Raw genomic sequence first — 14,528 nt, forward strand, 5'->3', positions numbered from 1 at the left:
AGCGTGATGATTATTGACCATGCCGGCTGTTCCCGGTCGGGTCCGTATGCGGGTTGTGTGCTGCCAGGACAGTGATCACGGTGGCAACGAGGGCGAGTGCCCCGTACCCGAGAGCGATCTGCGATAGCGAGAAGGCGTTGGAAAGCTGCCCGGAGATGAAGCTGAGGACGGCGGCGCCGACGTAGCAGAGGAGGTAGATCGCGCTGAAGATCGGTGCCCGGTCGGCGAGCGTGCTGCCGTGCAGCAGACCGCGGGTGGCGGCACTGATGGCGATGCCTTGACCTGCACCTGCCACGATGGTTGCGGCGATGAACAACGCCAGTGCGCCTACGTCGATTGCTGCGATGATGCCAATCCATCCGGCCTGGAACATGAGCATGCCGGTGCGTTGGGCCGTCGCGGATGTGAACCGGCCGCCGAGGGGTGCGCCAAGAACGCTCGGGGCCATATAGGCGGCGAACACCAGTCCGAGGATGAGCGAGCTGTGGGTGTGGAGTTGGTCCTCGACGAGCGAAGGCATGAAGGCCTGGTAGAAAGCCCCGGTCGTCCAGGTAGCCACGAACACCGCGGCCGCGGCAGGAAGCAGATGCCTGACCCGTGCCGGCACACGGACTCGGGGCACCATTGATCGCCAAGCGCCGGGCGTCGGTTTCGCAGTCTCCGGGCTGATGACGATAAGTGCGGCAGACAGCACGAGCAGACCGGCGGAAATCAGGTAGATGAGGTGGCGTGGCCAAGGGCCGAACTGTACCAGGGCGCCGGAGGCGATCGCGCCGAGGGAGAGGCCGAGCATCGGTCCCTGGCTGGACGCGACGGAGGCCAACCAGGCCGGCCTGGCGGGTGCGGCGTCGACGATGTAGGAGGTAAGGCTGCTGCCGGCCAACCCTGTGCCGACGCCCATCAGCAGGCGAGCAGCCAGCAGAATGCCGATGTCCTGCACGTTCAGCAGCAGCAGACAGCCCAGTACGAGCAAGCCGAGGCTGGCGATCGCGGTGAGCCGTCGGCCTAGGTGGTTGGACAGTCGTCCCAGCACCAATAGGGCAGCGATAGTGCCGACGGAGTTGGCGACGACGGCCAGCGCGATATCGGCGTTGGTGAACCCGTCCTCGGCCCGGTAGGTGTTGAACAGGGGAATCGGCGTGACCAACGCGGCGAACGAGGCCACCAGGGAGACCACCGCAGATGAGAATGCCAGTCGGAGCGTTCTGCGCCCGCGAGCCAGGTTGATCACTGATGCCACGTCTTGCATCGCGCCGTGCCTTTCCGTTGTTGCGTCGTCGTCCGTCTCCTTCGCGTCGATCCGTGGCGCCGTCTTACCAAAGCTGTTCCGGTCTCGCGCCCGCTCCCTCGTCGCCCTCGCGGCGCAGCGGGCTGCGCCTGCATGAGCCGCTGCTGGCTGAGAATCTCGCGCCGGCCCTACAGCGACATTCACACGACGAGCGCGTACCGGTACTGGGGCGCCGGCTGTCCTGCGCTCGGCCCGCCGGACCAGGCGTACCTGTCAGTAGCGGGGTCTCCGTACCGGCTCGGACGGGTGTCCACCAGGGTGGGTGCATGCCCGTCGCAGGATCCGGGCCAGGTCGAAAACCCGTACACCGCTTCTCCGGACGCAACCCGGACGTATCGATGCCCTGTCAGCCTGCTGGCCGGCGCCGGAACGCGGGATCATTCGCTGCTGGGCTGTTTGCGCTCTCGAGTCTCATGCGCGTCGGATGACCAGCACGGCCACGTCGTCGAGGTGATCGAGCTCGGCCACCGCGTCGAGTATTCGGTCTGCGGTCGCCTCGACGCCGAGCCGGTCGTGGAGGGCTCGACCGGCCAGTGCTCCCGCTCGCTCCAGTCCGTCGTCCAGGGTCAGGCGCGGCCCTTAGACCACGCCGTCGGTGACCATGACCAGCGCGGTGCCCTCTTCCAAGGTGAAGGTCTCCTCGGGGTACTCGGTGCCAGGGACGATTCCCAGGACCGGCCCGGCGGGGAGTGTGCGGATGGTGTGGCTGCCGTCGTCGCGTGCATGGAGCAGTGGCACATGGCCTGCGCTGGTGCCGATGACCTGTCCCTCGTGCGGATCGAGGTGCAGCATGGTGCAGCTTGCGAAGCGTGGCGCGTCCGTCGCGACGAGCAACTCGTTGGTGCGCGTCAGCACCGTTGCCGGGTCGGGTTCGTGGGCGGCGATCGCGCGCATGGACGAGCGCGCCTGGCCCATGAACGCCGCGGCGTCCACGTCGTGTCCTTGAGCGTCGCCGATTTCCAGTGCGACTGCACCGTCGGGCAGGAAGAACGCGTCATACCAGTCTCCGCCGATGTCCGGGCCGTCGCGGCTGGGCTGGTAGCGGGCGGCGATTTCCAGGCCTGGGAGGTGCTCCGGCAGCGTCGGGAGCATGCTCTGCTGGAGCGCCGTGGACAGCTCGACGTGGGCTTGCTGCAACCTGATGCGCCTCAGTGCCTGGCCTGCCGGTTCGGCCAGAGCCGTAATGAAGGCGAGCTTCTCGGAGGACGGGGGGTGCTCGCTCTCGTACGTCACCACCCAGGCCCCCAGCGGCCGGTCGCCGGCCGGGCGGGGGGGTGATCGACAAGGCAGTGCCGGGAACGGGGTGCGGCGGGGACAGACCGTCATCCTGCAGCAAACGCCGGACGAGCTCCTCGTGGTTGGGGAAGAACTGCCTCTGACCGGTACGGATCACGCTGGGCAACGGCCGGTCCTCGTCCAGCGACAGGCCGTGCAGAGCATCCTCCTCCCACGTGGGATCCCGGCGTCCGAGGAGACCCGCAAGCGCCCGTCATCGACGACGGCGAAAGAGCGCGCCGCAACCTCCGACGGCCGCGGCGAGCCGCGCCAGGACAACCTGCTGCAGTTCCTGCTCGGTGGCGGCGGTGAACAGGGCGGAGGAGAACGCGGTGATCCCATCGGCGCGCTCCCGCTCCGCGTTCACCGCGGCCGGCATCGCTTGGCGGTGTGTCTCGGACTCGATGTCGTCGCGGATCACCGCGAGGACACGTTCGGGGCCGCCGTATCCCAACCGGATCCGGCGGGTCTGGCCCGCGAGAACATGCCAGCCATCGTGCTCGGTGAGGAACCGCGTCATGATCCACGGGGACCGGGCGGCGGACGAGCGCACAAGCCGCCGTACGTTCCTGCGGTCCTCAGGGTGCACTCGCCTGATCATCTCGGACAGGGGCACCGACGCCTGCGGGAAGAGCGCGGCCAGGGCGGGTGCGCCACCCAGTGACTCCACGTAGTGCTCATCGGGGGAACACATCCACAGGCCGAGGCCGGCATCCTTCGCCGCAAGCTGGAACGGGATCAGCAGACCACCGAGGTCGTTTCTGGCGTCCAACGAATGCAGGTTGAGGGATCCGCTACCGGTTGCGCCTCGACGAGGCAGACCACGGATGCGGTGCTCGAGCCGGGACATTCCAGCGCGCGCACCGCAACCCCGTTCGCCGTGGCCCCGTGCGCCAGCAGGCTCTCAGCCGAGATGCGCTGGTCCTTCGGAGAGCAGATCGACGAAGCCGCGACCCACGCACTGTTTCCACGGCCTGCCCAGCTGAGTGGCCATCGCGGCGTTGAGGGAGCGTATGACACCGTCCAGGCCCAAAAAGCCGACGGCGTCGCCCTTTGAAGAAGTTCGTCCGCGGCGTCCACGTGCCGCTCCCTGACCATCGTCGAGCGATGTGATCTCTTCTCACCCAGAGTATCTGCCGCAGCGTCCCGGGCGAAGGGCGGCACCGCGGTCGTCGCCTGTCCAGGCCCGCAAAGGCGTCCACCGTGGCGTGCTCCGCAGACCCTGCGCGTGGAAGCGGCTACCGAGCTTGGGGCAGGCCGGCGTCGGGAGACGTCGCGAAGGTCTGCAGGTGGTCGATGGCCGCATGCAGCGCGTCCTTCAGCGGGGTGATGTCCCGCGCGACCAGTGCGAGGAGCATGCCGCCCTGGAAGGCGGCAAGGAGCAGATTGGCCAGTCGCGTGGGATCTGCCTCAGCGCTGATGCGGCCGAGTTGCTGCATGCGCTCGATTCCATCGCGGAAGATCCCCCTCCACTGGTCGAACGCGCTCGCGAGCTCGTCGTGCACGTCGAGGTCCGTCTTGATGATCTCGCTCGCCAGGGAGCCGAGGGTGCAGCCCTCCTGGTAGGCGCGCTCGTAGCCGACGTAGAAATCCGCCCAGGCCCGGAGCGCGTCGAGGGTGTCGAAGCCGGCGAATCGCTCGTCGCGGTGGAATGTCAGGACGCGCTCGGCCTGCCATGCGATCACGGCCAGGACGAGACTCTCCTTGGTCGGGAAGTAGTGGTTGAGCTGCGATCCGCTGACGCCGGCGGCGCGGCGGAGCTGCTCGTTGTTCGTCGCGTGGACCCCATTGGTGTAGATGAGTTCCGCCGCGTGCTCCAGGATGCGGGCCCGCGTGGCCTGCCCCTTTGACGTGAGCTTGTGCGGCGCGGGAGCCGCCGTTGTGGTGGTCATGTCTCAAGGATACCCGGGACTGGGCTTGACAGCCCAGAACGCATGATGTTCACTCCGAGAAGTGGGCTGTGCAGCCCAAAAATGCGACAGGGTTCGCAGCCACATCGGGGCTGGACCGCCGAAGCAGTAAGAACCGGCCTGGTCTCGACGCTGACTCCTCACCCATTCACCGGAGGTTGATTCGCCATGTCACGACTGAACGTCCTCTCTGCTGACGAGATCCCCGACGAGGCGAAGGGCGTCATCGACAACGTCGGCGCGCAGTTCGGCTTCGTCCCGAACATGTTCGCCACGCTCGCGTCGAATCCGGCCGTCCTCGACGTCGTCATGACGCTGCAGGGCTCCTTGAGCCGGGTCCTGGACGCGAGGACGCGGCACACCGTCGCGCTCGCCGTGTCGCAGGCCAACGGGTGCGATTACTGCCTGGCGATGCACACGTACGTGTCGTCCGAACTCGGCGGCATGTCGAGCGACGACATCGCCCTGGCCCGGGCCGGGAGCTCGACCGATCCCAAGCGCGCCGCGGTCGCCCGGTTCGCTCAGCAGGTGGTGGAGAGCCGCGGCCAGGTCAGCGACGCCGACCTCGCGGCCGTGCGAGACGCCGGGTACACCGACCCGCAGATCCTGGCGATCGTCACGGTGGCGGTGCAGGTCCTGCTGACCAACTTCATCAACAACGTCAACCAGACCGACGTCGACATCCCAGCCGTCAGCCCGGCCGGTACGCCCGGCTGATCGCCGGGGCCCCGTCCGAGGCCGCGCACACAGCCGATACACCCTCACCGCACCAGAACGATCATCCGGGAAGGATCGATATGCCCGGCTCCGAGCTCTACGAAAAGTTCATGGCACTCCACACCCGCGACGGCGGCTTCCTCATGCCGAACGCATGGGACGGCCTCTCGGCGCTGATCCTGGCCGACGCCGGCTTCGAGGCGATCGCGACGTCATCGGCGGCCCTCGCCACCACACTCGGCCGGTCCGACGGGCGTCACGAAGTCACCCGTGGCGAACACCTCGAGCATGCGCGGCTGCTCGGCCGGCTCACCGGGCTGCCCGTCAACGGAGACTTCGAGGACGGATACGGCGACACGCCTGAAGACGTCGCGGCCACCGTGGAAGCCGCCGTCGCCTCCGGCCTGGCCGGTGTCGGGATCGAAGACACCTCGGGCAATCCCGATCAACCGATCCGCGACTTCGACGACGCCGTCAGCCGCATCCGCAGCGCCGTCGAGGCGGCCAAGGGTCGCATCGTCGTCACCGGCCGCACCGACAACTTCCTCCAGGGACGGCCCGATCTCGACGACACCATCCGGCGTCTGACGGCCTTCGCCGAGGCCGGCGCCGATGTGCTCTACGCCCCGTACCCACCCGACCTCGACGCACTCGTCGCGATCGTCGCCGCCGTCGCGCCGAAACCGGTCAACGTCCTCATCTCGCCGGCGGACAAGGTGCTGACCGTCGCTGAACTGCAGAAGGCCGGGGTCAAGCGCATCAGCGTGGGTCCAGCGCTCTACACCCACGCGATGGAGGCACTCCAGCAGGCCACCAAGGCCCTCGTCGCCGGAGACCTCACCGCCGCGACCACCGGAATGAGCTTCGACCGCATCAGCGACCTGCTCGCCCGCACCGCGAACTAACAGGCCCAGCCCACCGCTTCTCACCCACTCATCGCACGAAGGAAGAGTGACATGAACCTCGACAAGCTCATGAGCAAGCACCTCACCAGGTACTTCGATCCCAGCAAGACCATTCCGGAGGAAACCCTCCAGCAGCTGCTGAAGTTCCTGCGCTCCACGCCGTCATCGGTGAACGTCCAGCCCAACCACTTCTACGTCCTCGCCACGCCCGAAGGAAAGGAGCGGCTCGCCAACAACCTGGGCGAACGATTCAAGGACAACGCCGAGAAGATCCTGAACGCGTCGCACACCATCATCCTCACCACCCGGGCAGATCTGCCCGACGGCCACCTCGAGGCGGTGTTCGCGAAGGAGAGGGCCGACGGCCGGTTCCCCGACCCGGCCAAGCAGGAGAGGTGGGAATCCATGACCCGGGACTTCCTCAACCTGCGCACCTACGGCTACAAGGACCTGAACCACTGGATGGAGAAGCAGACCTACATGGCGGTGGGCCTGACCATGATGGCGGCCGTCGAGCTCGGCGTGGAGGCCACGCCGCTGGAGGGCTTCGACCCGGTCAGTGTCGACAAGGCCTTCAAGATCCGCGAGAGCGGACACACCACGACGGTGCTGCTGGCCCTCGGCTATCCCGACCCGGAGAGGGTGTACACCACTCCGATCTCGCGATTCGACGCCGATCAGCTGTTCACCTTCATCTAAACCGGGAAACGAAAACCCGCCATACGTACAAGGAAAGGGATAATTTCCATGAAGGCCATTGTGGTCACCGACCAGGCTGCGGGAACGGCCGGAATGACGCTGACGGAGCGGCCCGAGCCAGTGGCAGCGATCAACGACGTCATCGTCCAGATCCATGCATCGGGCTTCGTTCCCACCGAGATGGAGTGGCCCTCGACCTGGGCCGATCGCGCCGGCCGGGACAAGACACCGTCGATCCCCGGCCACGAGCTGGCCGGAGTGGTCACCGCCCTCGGCTACGGCACGACGGGGCTCTCGGTCGGGCAGCGGGTGTTCGGCCTCGCCGACTGGCACCGCGACGGCACCCTGGCGCAGTACGTGGCGATCGAGGCACGCAACCTCGCACCGCTGCCCGGCGACGTCGACTTCACGGTAGGCGCGTCCCTGCCCATCTCGGGTCTGACCGCCTGGCAGGGGCTGTTCCAGCACGGCCGCCTCCAGGCCGGCCAGACCATCCTCGCCCATGGCGCGGCCGGGGCGGTCGGGACGATGGTGACCCAGCTCGCACGTGAGGCCGGCGCCTACGTCATCGGCACCGGACGGGCCGCCGACCGCGAGAAGGCGCTCGACTTCGGCGCGCACGAGTTCGTCGACCTCGAGAACGACACGCTGAAGGACGTCGGCGGCGTCGACCTGGTCCTCGATGTCATCGGTGGCGACGTCCAGAAGCAGTCCGCCGCCCTGATCAAGGCCGGAGGAACACTGGTGTCCGTCGTCGGCCCGGTCGAGGCACGGCCCACCGACGGTCTGGCCATCGACTTCGTCGTCGAAGCCGACCGCGCGCAGCTGGGTGAGATCGTGCAGCGGGTGCGGGACGGACGGCTGCGGACCAACATCGGTGATGTCGCGAGCCTCGACGATGCCGTAGACGCCCTCAACCCGACCACGCGACGCCGCGGGAAGACGGTCATCCGCGTCCTTCCGTAGGCAGCAGACAGCCACCGTCCGACCGGCAGGCCATGGCCCTGATCTACGCCATGGCCTTCGGTCACCGACCGGCGCAAGAACCCGGACCGACACACGCGCCCGGCTCGCGAACCGACAGAGGAGGTGATCACCTTGGACGGACAGCAACTGCAGAAGATCGCACGCGACCACAGCGCGGAACTGCCCGGAACTGACCAGGAGCGTCGTTTCGGCCCCGACTGGGAGCTGCACAAGGTGGGCGGCAAGGTCTTCATGCTCATGACCGACATGCCCGGACGGCCCGTCGTGATCCTGAAAGCCGATCCGGACGACGCCACGGCCCTGCGTGAGCAGTACGCAGACATCACCGCCGGCTACCACATGAACAAAAGACACTGGATCACAGTGGAGGGCGGAGACACCATCGACGACAAGCTGGTCAAGGAACTCGTGACCGACTCCTACCGTCTCGTGGTCGGCGGCCTCCCCAAGTCCAAGCAACCCGTAAATCCCCCCACCTACAACCGCCGCGCCTGACACGGCGCCGCAGCACTCTGGAGCCTCCCATGCGCGTGTTCGTCACCGGCGTCAGCGGCAGCATCGGCTCAGTTGTCGTTCCCGAGCTCATCGCCGCAGGCCACGAGGTCCTCGGCCTCGTCCGCTCCGACGCCGCCGCTACGGCCGTCGCCGCCGCCGGCGCCACGCCGCTCCGCGGCGACCTCACCGACCTCGACAGCCTCCGCAGCGGCGCCACGCAGGCCGACGGTGTCATCAACCTGGCCTTCAGCAACGACTGGAGCAACCTGGAACAGGGCATCGACGACGAAGCGCGCGCCGTGCAGACCCTCGCGGCCGCACTCGCAGGCAGCGGCAAGCCGTTCGTGCATGCCGGCCTCACCCCGATGATGCCAGGCCACACCTCCACCGAGGAGGACCCCGACACCAGCGACGGTCCGGTCGGCGGCCGCGGCCGCACCTCCGGCGCAGTGCTGGCCCTGGCCGCCCAGGGCGTCCGGTCCTCTGTCGTGCGGCTGCCCCGCTCCGTGCACCAGTACGGGACCACATACGGCTTCTGCTCGGTGCTCATCGCCGCCGCGCAGAAAACGGGCGTGTCAGCGTACGTCGGCGACGGCATGCAGCGATGGCCGGCGGTCAACCGACTTGACGCCGCCCGGCTGTTCCGCATCGCACTCGAGGACGCTGCGCCGGGCACGGTCCTGCACGCGGTGGCCGACGAGGGCGACACCATGAGGTCGCTGGCCGAGGTCATCGGCGGTGTTCTCGGCGTGCCGGTCGAGTCGGTGCCGCCTGAGCGCTTCGGCGTCATCGGTCGCGTCTTCGCCCTCGACATGCCGTCGTCGAGCGCGCTGACCCGGCAACGGTTCGGCTGGCAGCCCGCCCACCCGAGCCTGACCGACGACCTTGCTGCGGGCGGCTATCCCGCCCCGGGCTGAAATCCTCGGGATGCCCCTGTTCGATCTCGAAGGGATCCGCAACGTCAGGTACTGGCATCGGGTGTCTTCCGGACTGCAGCTGACCTCGTAGACCAGGCCCGGGCACCTGGGCGCCCTCGACCCGATGTGATGATGAGGGCACCCAGGTCACCGTGAACCCCCAGCTCGCGAGATAGCACACCGACCGCGGAGAGCAACGCCTGCATCGATCCCGCGCTCCAGACCGCCCCTCCAGACATCACCCACCGTGGTCACCCCGCTCGCCAGCCTGGCGTACTCCTGCAAGGGCCCCTTTGTAGATAGCCACTCAGGATGCTGATGAGCGGGCAGTGTTGTGCCACTGACGGTGGTGATGGTGGGGATGTCGGTGCTGGAGGGTTGATCTTCGGGGTGCTGGGCGGCACCGTGACCATGTCCTGCACATGATCGTGGCCCTCCCGCTCGTTTGCCGGCGTCCGGGAGGGCCACGTGAGCGCCAACGGAGGGCGCCTTGGTCACGGTAGAGGTGCCGCCTTCGGTTGTCGAACGGCGGCTGTCGGCGGGCGAGTTGCTGTGTCCGGACTGCGGTGGGGTGTTGGCTGGATGGGGCTGGGGCCGGTCACGCCGACTGCGGGGGCCGGCGGGGGTGGTGAAGGTCCGTCCGCGGCGGGCGAGGTGTCGTTCCTGCGAGGAGACGCACATCCTGCTGCCGGTGGTGTCGCTGGTCAGACGTGCGGATGCGGCCGAGGTCGTCGGGGCCGGGCTGGAGCTGGCAGGGGTCGGCTGGGGGTCGCGGCGGATCGCCGAGCGGCTGGGTAGGCCGGTGACGACGGTGCGGAGCTGGCTGCGGTGCGCGACGTCGGGCATGTTGAAGGTGCCTACCTGGTTGTTGGTGTCGGCTGCCAGCCACGGGCGGCTGCTGGCGCCGGGCCGGCCGCCGGCCTGACCACGAAAACGATCAACACGGAGCTCACCCTGACGAAAGCGGTGGGACGGGTTCCATCCTGGCGGCTGGCATGTCCGCAACCGTCCCGGGAGGGCTTCGGATGGCGTTGGTCGATGAGGAGGAGCGACGGCGGGCCGAGCGGGCCCACCAGGTCGCTTTGTTCCGTTACCAGTTGATCCGTGAGGCGGCTGACGCTGCCCTGTCGCCGCGGCAGCGCGGGGCGATGGTCAGGGCGATCGCCGCTAAAGTGCACACGGATCCGTTCGGGAAGCCGGTCAAGATCACACGCGGGACGGTGGACCGCTGGCTCAAGCTCTGGCGCGAGGGCGGCTTGGAAGCGCTGCTGCCGCCGACCCGCCAGGTCACCCCGCGCACGCCGGAGGAGGTCCTGGACCTGGCCGCGGCCTTGAAGCGGGAGAACCCGTCGCGGTCGACCGCGCAGGTGGTGCGGATCCTGCAGCAGCACCTCGGGTGGGGCCCGTCCTACCGCACCGTCCATCGGCACCTGCAGCGGCTGGAGCTGCTGACCCGTCCGGACGGGAAGCCGCCGGAGGCGTTCGGCCGGTTCGAGGCCACGCGTCCGAACGAGCTCTGGGTCGGCGACGCCCTGCATGGACCGAAGATCGCAGGCCACAAGGCCTACCTCCGCGTTCGTCGACGACAACAGCCGGGCCGTGGTCGGCCATCGCTGGGGCGGTGCGGAGGACAGCGTCCGCCTCGCCGCAGCGTTGCGGCCAGCGCTCGCCGCACGCGGCGTCCCCGAAGGTGTCTACGTCGACAACGGGAGCGCGTTCGTGGACTCCGCCCTGCTCAGAGCATGCGCGAGGCTCGGGATCAAGCTCATCCACTCCACCCCGGGACGGCCGCAGGGTCGCGGGAAGGTGGAGCGCTTTTTTCGAACAGTCCGGGAGCAGTTCCTGGTCGAGATCGACACGGAGAAGGTCGCTGACCTGCCAACTCTCAACCGCCTCTTCACCGCCTGGGTCGAACAGGTCTACCACCGGCGGGTCCACTCCGAGACCGGTCAGGCTCCGTTGGAGCGCTGGCTCGCAGGGGCACCGTTCCCCACGCCGACACCGGACGCGCTGCGGGAGGCTTTCCGCTGGTCAGAGCTGCGGAAGGTCGCCAGGACCGCCACGGTCTCGCTCCAGTCCCACACCTGCAACGTCGACGCGTCGCTGTTCGGGCGGCAGGTCGAGCTGGTCTTCGACCCCTTCGACCTGACCGACATCGACGTCCGCTTCGGCGGCCGCTCGTTCGGCAAGGCGATCCCGCACCTGATCACCCGTCACGCGCACCCCAAGGCAAGGCTCGAGACCCCCGCTGCGGCCCCGCCTGCGCCGACCGGGATCGACTACTTGCGGCTGATCGACACCGAGCGCACGAAGGAGCTCGGTCGGCGGATCAACTACGAGGTCTTCCTGCCGGGCCAGGACCAGCCGACCCCGGCCGTCGACCTGAGCGAGGAAAGCTCGTGACCAGCGGTAATCCGGTCCACGAAGGACTTGTCCCACGCGCCGGTCAAGCGGACGCCTGGGCGCCTGGCTCTGGGGCCAGCTGGAAATCGACGAAGAAGGTGCCGGGGTTGCCGGGCACGACACGGCAACTGAAGTGGCGCCCGAGCAGCGAACCGACCTCGGTCTTGAGGTTCTGCGAGAGAACGGCGGCCGAGGTCACGTACTTGTTCGTCGGGTCATCGACGGCATGGGCGTCGACGAGCGCTCCGCGGATCCCGGTCACGACGTATTCGACTCGTCGACCGCCGCTGAGGTCGGGCTCTTCGCCCTCGTGGTCGCAGCTCACTACGTGGGTGAGCACGTCACCCAGGCCGGTCTTCGGATGGTCGCTCATGAGCGCACACGCTACTTGGCTGCCACCGCAGCCGCACAGAGCCTGCGGCTCTCGGCCAGCCGCTCCTACTGCCGGGCCGAGAAGGCCGCAGATGAACGGGACTGCGCAGTCGCCTACTTGGAGAGGATAGACGGACATTGATAGACAAACTGACCGCGCACTGGGGCTTCACACGCATGCCGTTCGGCAAGGACCTGGCGCCCTCGATGCTGCACCGGCACTCTGCCCATGCGCAGGCCGTCGCCCGGATCACCTGGTGCATCGGCGAACGCGCCCTCGGGGTGATCACCGGCGAGGTTGGCGCGGGCAAGACCGTCGCGGTTCGGGCGTCGCTCGCGCAGCTGGACCACCCCCGTCACAAGGTCATCTACCTGGCCAATCCCGCCGTCGGCGTCGCCGGCGTCCACCACGCGATCGTCACCTCGCTCGGCGGCGTCCCCCCACCGCACAAGTCGACGAGGCGCGCGGAACTCTCACTTCCTTCGATACCACGGTCACCTGCCCGTCAGATGAAACCTCCAGCACCGTGACGGATGGATGGAAGCGCACGCCGTGGTGCTTTACTGATCGTTTCAGAATCACATCCATCACGAGAGTCTCGAAGGCTGTGTGCAGGCGTTGCTGGCCTGTGGCGTGGTAAGCATGGGCGGTGATTGGTCGCCTTCCGCTCGACGAGCAACTCGCCGCCCTGAAGTCAGTGCTGTCCCGCAACGAGGTGCTGGTGGATGTGCTGCACCGCACCGCAGCACTGAATCTGTCCGGCTGGTACGTGACGGCGGGTTGCCTGTTCCAGACCGTCTGGAACGTGGTCACTGACAGGCACCCCACCAGTGGGATCAAGGACTACGACGTCTTCTACTTCGACAGCCGGGACCTGTCGTGGGAGGCGGAAGGTGCAGTGATCAGGGCCGCTGGCGAAGCCTTTGCAGGGCTGCCGGCCGAGGTCGAGGTTCGCAACGAGGCCCGCGTCCACCTGTGGTACGAGCAGAAGTTCGGCGTTGCATGCGCCCCGTATGCCTCCACGGAGGCGGCCATCGACAGCTTCGCGGCGACCACTTGCTGCCTGGGTGTGCGCCTGGAGCCGGGCGGGCGATGGCGTATCTATGCGCCGCACGGGCTCTCCGACGTGTTCAATCTCGTCGTGCGTCCCAATCCGGTGCTCGCCCCGCGAGAGGTGTACGAGACCAAGGCGGCGCGCTGGCGACAGCAGTGGCCCGAGTTGACCGTACTCGACTGGCCCTCGGCTCCCGCCTTCCCAATGCCTTCTTCATCCTGATGCGCGGAGCCGACGCAGGCAGATGATGCTGCACGCGAGCTGGAGCAGACCGGTGTGGAGGTCGGCCCGACGCTCGTAGCGAATCCGCAGGCGCTTGAAGTGGTGGAGCCAGGCAAAGGCGCGCTCGACGACCCAGCGCACCTTGCCCAGTCCGGAGCCATGGGCGACGCCGCGTCGGGCGATCATTGGCTTGATGCCGCGCTTCCACAGCAGGCGGCGGTACTTGTCGAAGTCGTAGCCCCGGTCGGCGTACAAGCACCGGGGCCTTCGGCGGGGCCGTCCTTGCAGTCCGCGGATCGGCGGGACCGCATCCAGCAGCGGCAGGAGTTGGGTGACGTCGTGGCGGTTGCCACCGGTGAGCGTGACGGCAAGCGGAGTTCCGTGCCGGTCGACGATCACATGGTGCTTGGAGCCGGGTCGGCCGCGGTCGACAGGCGAGGGCCCGACCAGGTCCCCCCTTTCAACGCCCGGACGTGTGAGCCGTCCACGGCGCAGTCGTCCAGGTCTAGAAGGTCCGCACGGCGCAACTCTGTCAGCAGAGTGGCGTGCAGGCCGGACCAGATGCCAGCCTCGGTCCAATCCCGAAGCCGACGCCACGCCGTCACCCCGGAGCAGCCGACAGTCTCGGTGGGGACATCGCGCCAGGCGACACCCGTCCGCAGCACGTACAAGATCCCCGCGAGCGCCGTCCGGTCCGGCACGCGAAGCCGCCCTGGGTAACGGCGACGCCGCTCGGGAGCAGGCGGCAGGAGCGGAGCCACCCGCTCCCACAGGTCATCCGGAACAAGATCAGCACGCACCTGGACACCCTGCCGACCAAGATCGTCGAACACAAGACTGGGGGATCAACTCATTCTGAAACGATCAGTTAAGGGAGCGTAGCGGGTTTGCTGGCCATGGCGGTTCTGGTCGTGCACGCTGCCAGGGTCTCGGTGCCCGCATTGGCCGGGCCGGTCGGCTGGCTACCAGCCCTCGTGGCGCCACGGCATGATGAAGGAGATCTTGAGGGCCTTCCCGTGCGTTTCGCCGTCCAGGCTGGTCAGCAGTCGTAGGACGATGAGCCAACCTGTTCGGCCGGTGTGATGCATCGCGCCGTCTGTTACAGACGCTGCACGACCTCCTACCGCAGCGTGCTGCTCTTTCGATTGCGTCAGCCCCGAGTTGACCTCGGCGGGCGGTGGCGGTGCCCCGGCAGATCCCGCTCTTTTACAGATGTCCGGGGTACGCGCCGCCAGGCGCGGGTAGTGTCTGTGTCAGCCGAGTCCGGGTCTTCGTTCGTAGCG

The 14,528-nt window shown here is 67.9% G+C and carries 18 protein-coding genes and 1 pseudogene; 11 read left to right on the forward strand and 8 right to left on the reverse strand.

Features of this window, described 5'->3' with window-relative positions:
* Nucleotides 1-10: 10 nt before the first annotated feature.
* The 5 genes from AB0L59_RS26815 to AB0L59_RS26835 all read right to left on the reverse strand — a co-directional run bounded on the left by AB0L59_RS26815 (nucleotide 11) and on the right by AB0L59_RS26835 (nucleotide 4,455).
* Nucleotides 11-1,177 (reverse strand): MFS transporter, encoded by a 1,167-nt coding sequence (locus tag AB0L59_RS26815; RefSeq protein WP_365588307.1) that lies wholly within the window; start codon nucleotides 1,175-1,177, stop codon nucleotides 11-13.
* Between the two features lie 690 nt (nucleotides 1,178-1,867).
* The gene (locus AB0L59_RS26820) at nucleotides 1,868-2,524 is read right to left on the reverse strand and encodes a PP2C family protein-serine/threonine phosphatase (RefSeq protein WP_365588310.1); all 657 of its coding nucleotides are present in this window, start codon (nucleotides 2,522-2,524) and stop codon (nucleotides 1,868-1,870) included.
* 253 nt (nucleotides 2,525-2,777) lie between these two features.
* Entirely contained in the window at nucleotides 2,778-3,413 is a 636-nt protein-coding gene (locus AB0L59_RS26825) for a hypothetical protein (protein ID WP_365588313.1), read from the reverse strand.
* A 54-nt stretch (nucleotides 3,414-3,467) separates the two neighbouring features.
* Nucleotides 3,468-3,677: a PAS domain-containing protein gene (locus AB0L59_RS26830; protein ID WP_365588405.1), complete on the reverse strand. Its 210-nt coding sequence runs from the start codon at nucleotides 3,675-3,677 to the stop codon at nucleotides 3,468-3,470.
* A 124-nt stretch (nucleotides 3,678-3,801) separates the two neighbouring features.
* On the reverse strand, nucleotides 3,802-4,455 hold the full coding sequence (locus AB0L59_RS26835; RefSeq protein WP_365588315.1) for a TetR family transcriptional regulator C-terminal domain-containing protein: 654 nt from the start codon (nucleotides 4,453-4,455) through the stop codon (nucleotides 3,802-3,804).
* Between the two features lie 186 nt (nucleotides 4,456-4,641).
* On the opposite strand from AB0L59_RS26835, the gene AB0L59_RS26840 reads away from it, so the two are divergent.
* From AB0L59_RS26840 to AB0L59_RS26880, 9 genes and pseudogenes are all read left to right on the forward strand, one after another.
* A complete protein-coding gene (locus tag AB0L59_RS26840) occupies nucleotides 4,642-5,190 on the forward strand; it encodes a carboxymuconolactone decarboxylase family protein (RefSeq protein ID WP_365588318.1) in 549 nt (182 codons plus the stop codon).
* Nucleotides 5,191-5,300: 110 nt separating this feature from the next.
* A complete protein-coding gene (locus tag AB0L59_RS26845) occupies nucleotides 5,301-6,095 on the forward strand; it encodes an isocitrate lyase/phosphoenolpyruvate mutase family protein (protein WP_365588320.1) in 795 nt (264 codons plus the stop codon).
* Nucleotides 6,096-6,146: 51 nt separating this feature from the next.
* Nucleotides 6,147-6,794: a nitroreductase family protein gene (locus AB0L59_RS26850; RefSeq protein WP_365588322.1), complete on the forward strand. Its 648-nt coding sequence runs from the start codon at nucleotides 6,147-6,149 to the stop codon at nucleotides 6,792-6,794.
* A gap of 48 nt (nucleotides 6,795-6,842) precedes the next feature.
* Complete coding sequence (locus tag AB0L59_RS26855) at nucleotides 6,843-7,760, forward strand: NADP-dependent oxidoreductase (protein ID WP_365588325.1); 918 nt, start codon at nucleotides 6,843-6,845, stop codon at nucleotides 7,758-7,760.
* A gap of 132 nt (nucleotides 7,761-7,892) precedes the next feature.
* Nucleotides 7,893-8,276 carry an MmcQ/YjbR family DNA-binding protein gene (locus AB0L59_RS26860; RefSeq protein WP_365588328.1) on the forward strand — a complete coding sequence of 128 codons (384 nt, stop codon included), beginning with the start codon at nucleotides 7,893-7,895 and terminating at the stop codon, nucleotides 8,274-8,276.
* Between the two features lie 29 nt (nucleotides 8,277-8,305).
* A complete protein-coding gene (locus AB0L59_RS26865) occupies nucleotides 8,306-9,193 on the forward strand; it encodes an SDR family oxidoreductase (RefSeq protein WP_365588330.1) in 888 nt (295 codons plus the stop codon).
* Between the two features lie 490 nt (nucleotides 9,194-9,683).
* A complete protein-coding gene (locus AB0L59_RS26870; RefSeq protein WP_365588332.1) occupies nucleotides 9,684-10,118 on the forward strand; it encodes a hypothetical protein in 435 nt (144 codons plus the stop codon).
* Between the two features lie 223 nt (nucleotides 10,119-10,341).
* A pseudogene (locus tag AB0L59_RS26875) lies at nucleotides 10,342-10,566 on the forward strand (helix-turn-helix domain-containing protein); the annotation flags it as partial.
* Nucleotides 10,567-10,729: 163 nt separating this feature from the next.
* The gene (locus tag AB0L59_RS26880) at nucleotides 10,730-11,596 is read left to right on the forward strand and encodes a DDE-type integrase/transposase/recombinase (RefSeq protein ID WP_365588335.1); all 867 of its coding nucleotides are present in this window, start codon (nucleotides 10,730-10,732) and stop codon (nucleotides 11,594-11,596) included.
* A 43-nt stretch (nucleotides 11,597-11,639) separates the two neighbouring features.
* Here the strand turns inward: AB0L59_RS26880 and AB0L59_RS26885 are convergent, their stop codons facing one another.
* Nucleotides 11,640-11,969, reverse strand: a complete 330-nt coding sequence (locus tag AB0L59_RS26885; protein ID WP_365588337.1) for a hypothetical protein — start codon at nucleotides 11,967-11,969, stop codon at nucleotides 11,640-11,642.
* Nucleotides 11,970-12,145: 176 nt separating this feature from the next.
* Between AB0L59_RS26885 and AB0L59_RS26890 the strand changes: the two genes are divergently transcribed.
* On the forward strand, nucleotides 12,146-12,499 hold the full coding sequence (locus AB0L59_RS26890; protein ID WP_365588339.1) for an AAA family ATPase: 354 nt from the start codon (nucleotides 12,146-12,148) through the stop codon (nucleotides 12,497-12,499).
* A gap of 119 nt (nucleotides 12,500-12,618) precedes the next feature.
* A complete protein-coding gene (locus AB0L59_RS26895; RefSeq protein ID WP_365588341.1) occupies nucleotides 12,619-13,245 on the forward strand; it encodes a nucleotidyltransferase family protein in 627 nt (208 codons plus the stop codon).
* On the opposite strand, the gene AB0L59_RS26900 is transcribed toward AB0L59_RS26895, so the two are convergent.
* Nucleotides 13,237-14,045, reverse strand: a protein-coding gene (locus tag AB0L59_RS26900; protein WP_365588408.1) for an IS5 family transposase whose coding sequence is annotated in 2 segments (ribosomal slippage) — nucleotides 13,237-13,706 and nucleotides 13,706-14,045 — 810 coding nt in all. Because the reading frame shifts where the segments join, the coding sequence is not laid out codon by codon here. The genes AB0L59_RS26895 and AB0L59_RS26900 overlap by 9 nt on opposite strands.
* Nucleotides 14,046-14,207: 162 nt before the next feature.
* Nucleotides 14,208-14,333 carry a hypothetical protein gene (locus AB0L59_RS26905; RefSeq protein ID WP_365588344.1) on the reverse strand — a complete coding sequence of 42 codons (126 nt, stop codon included), beginning with the start codon at nucleotides 14,331-14,333 and terminating at the stop codon, nucleotides 14,208-14,210.
* Nucleotides 14,334-14,528: the final 195 nt, after the last annotated feature.

It is taken from the genome of Streptomyces sp. NPDC052109, assembly GCF_040680195.1.
Taxonomy (GTDB): domain Bacteria; phylum Actinomycetota; class Actinomycetes; order Streptomycetales; family Streptomycetaceae; genus Streptomyces.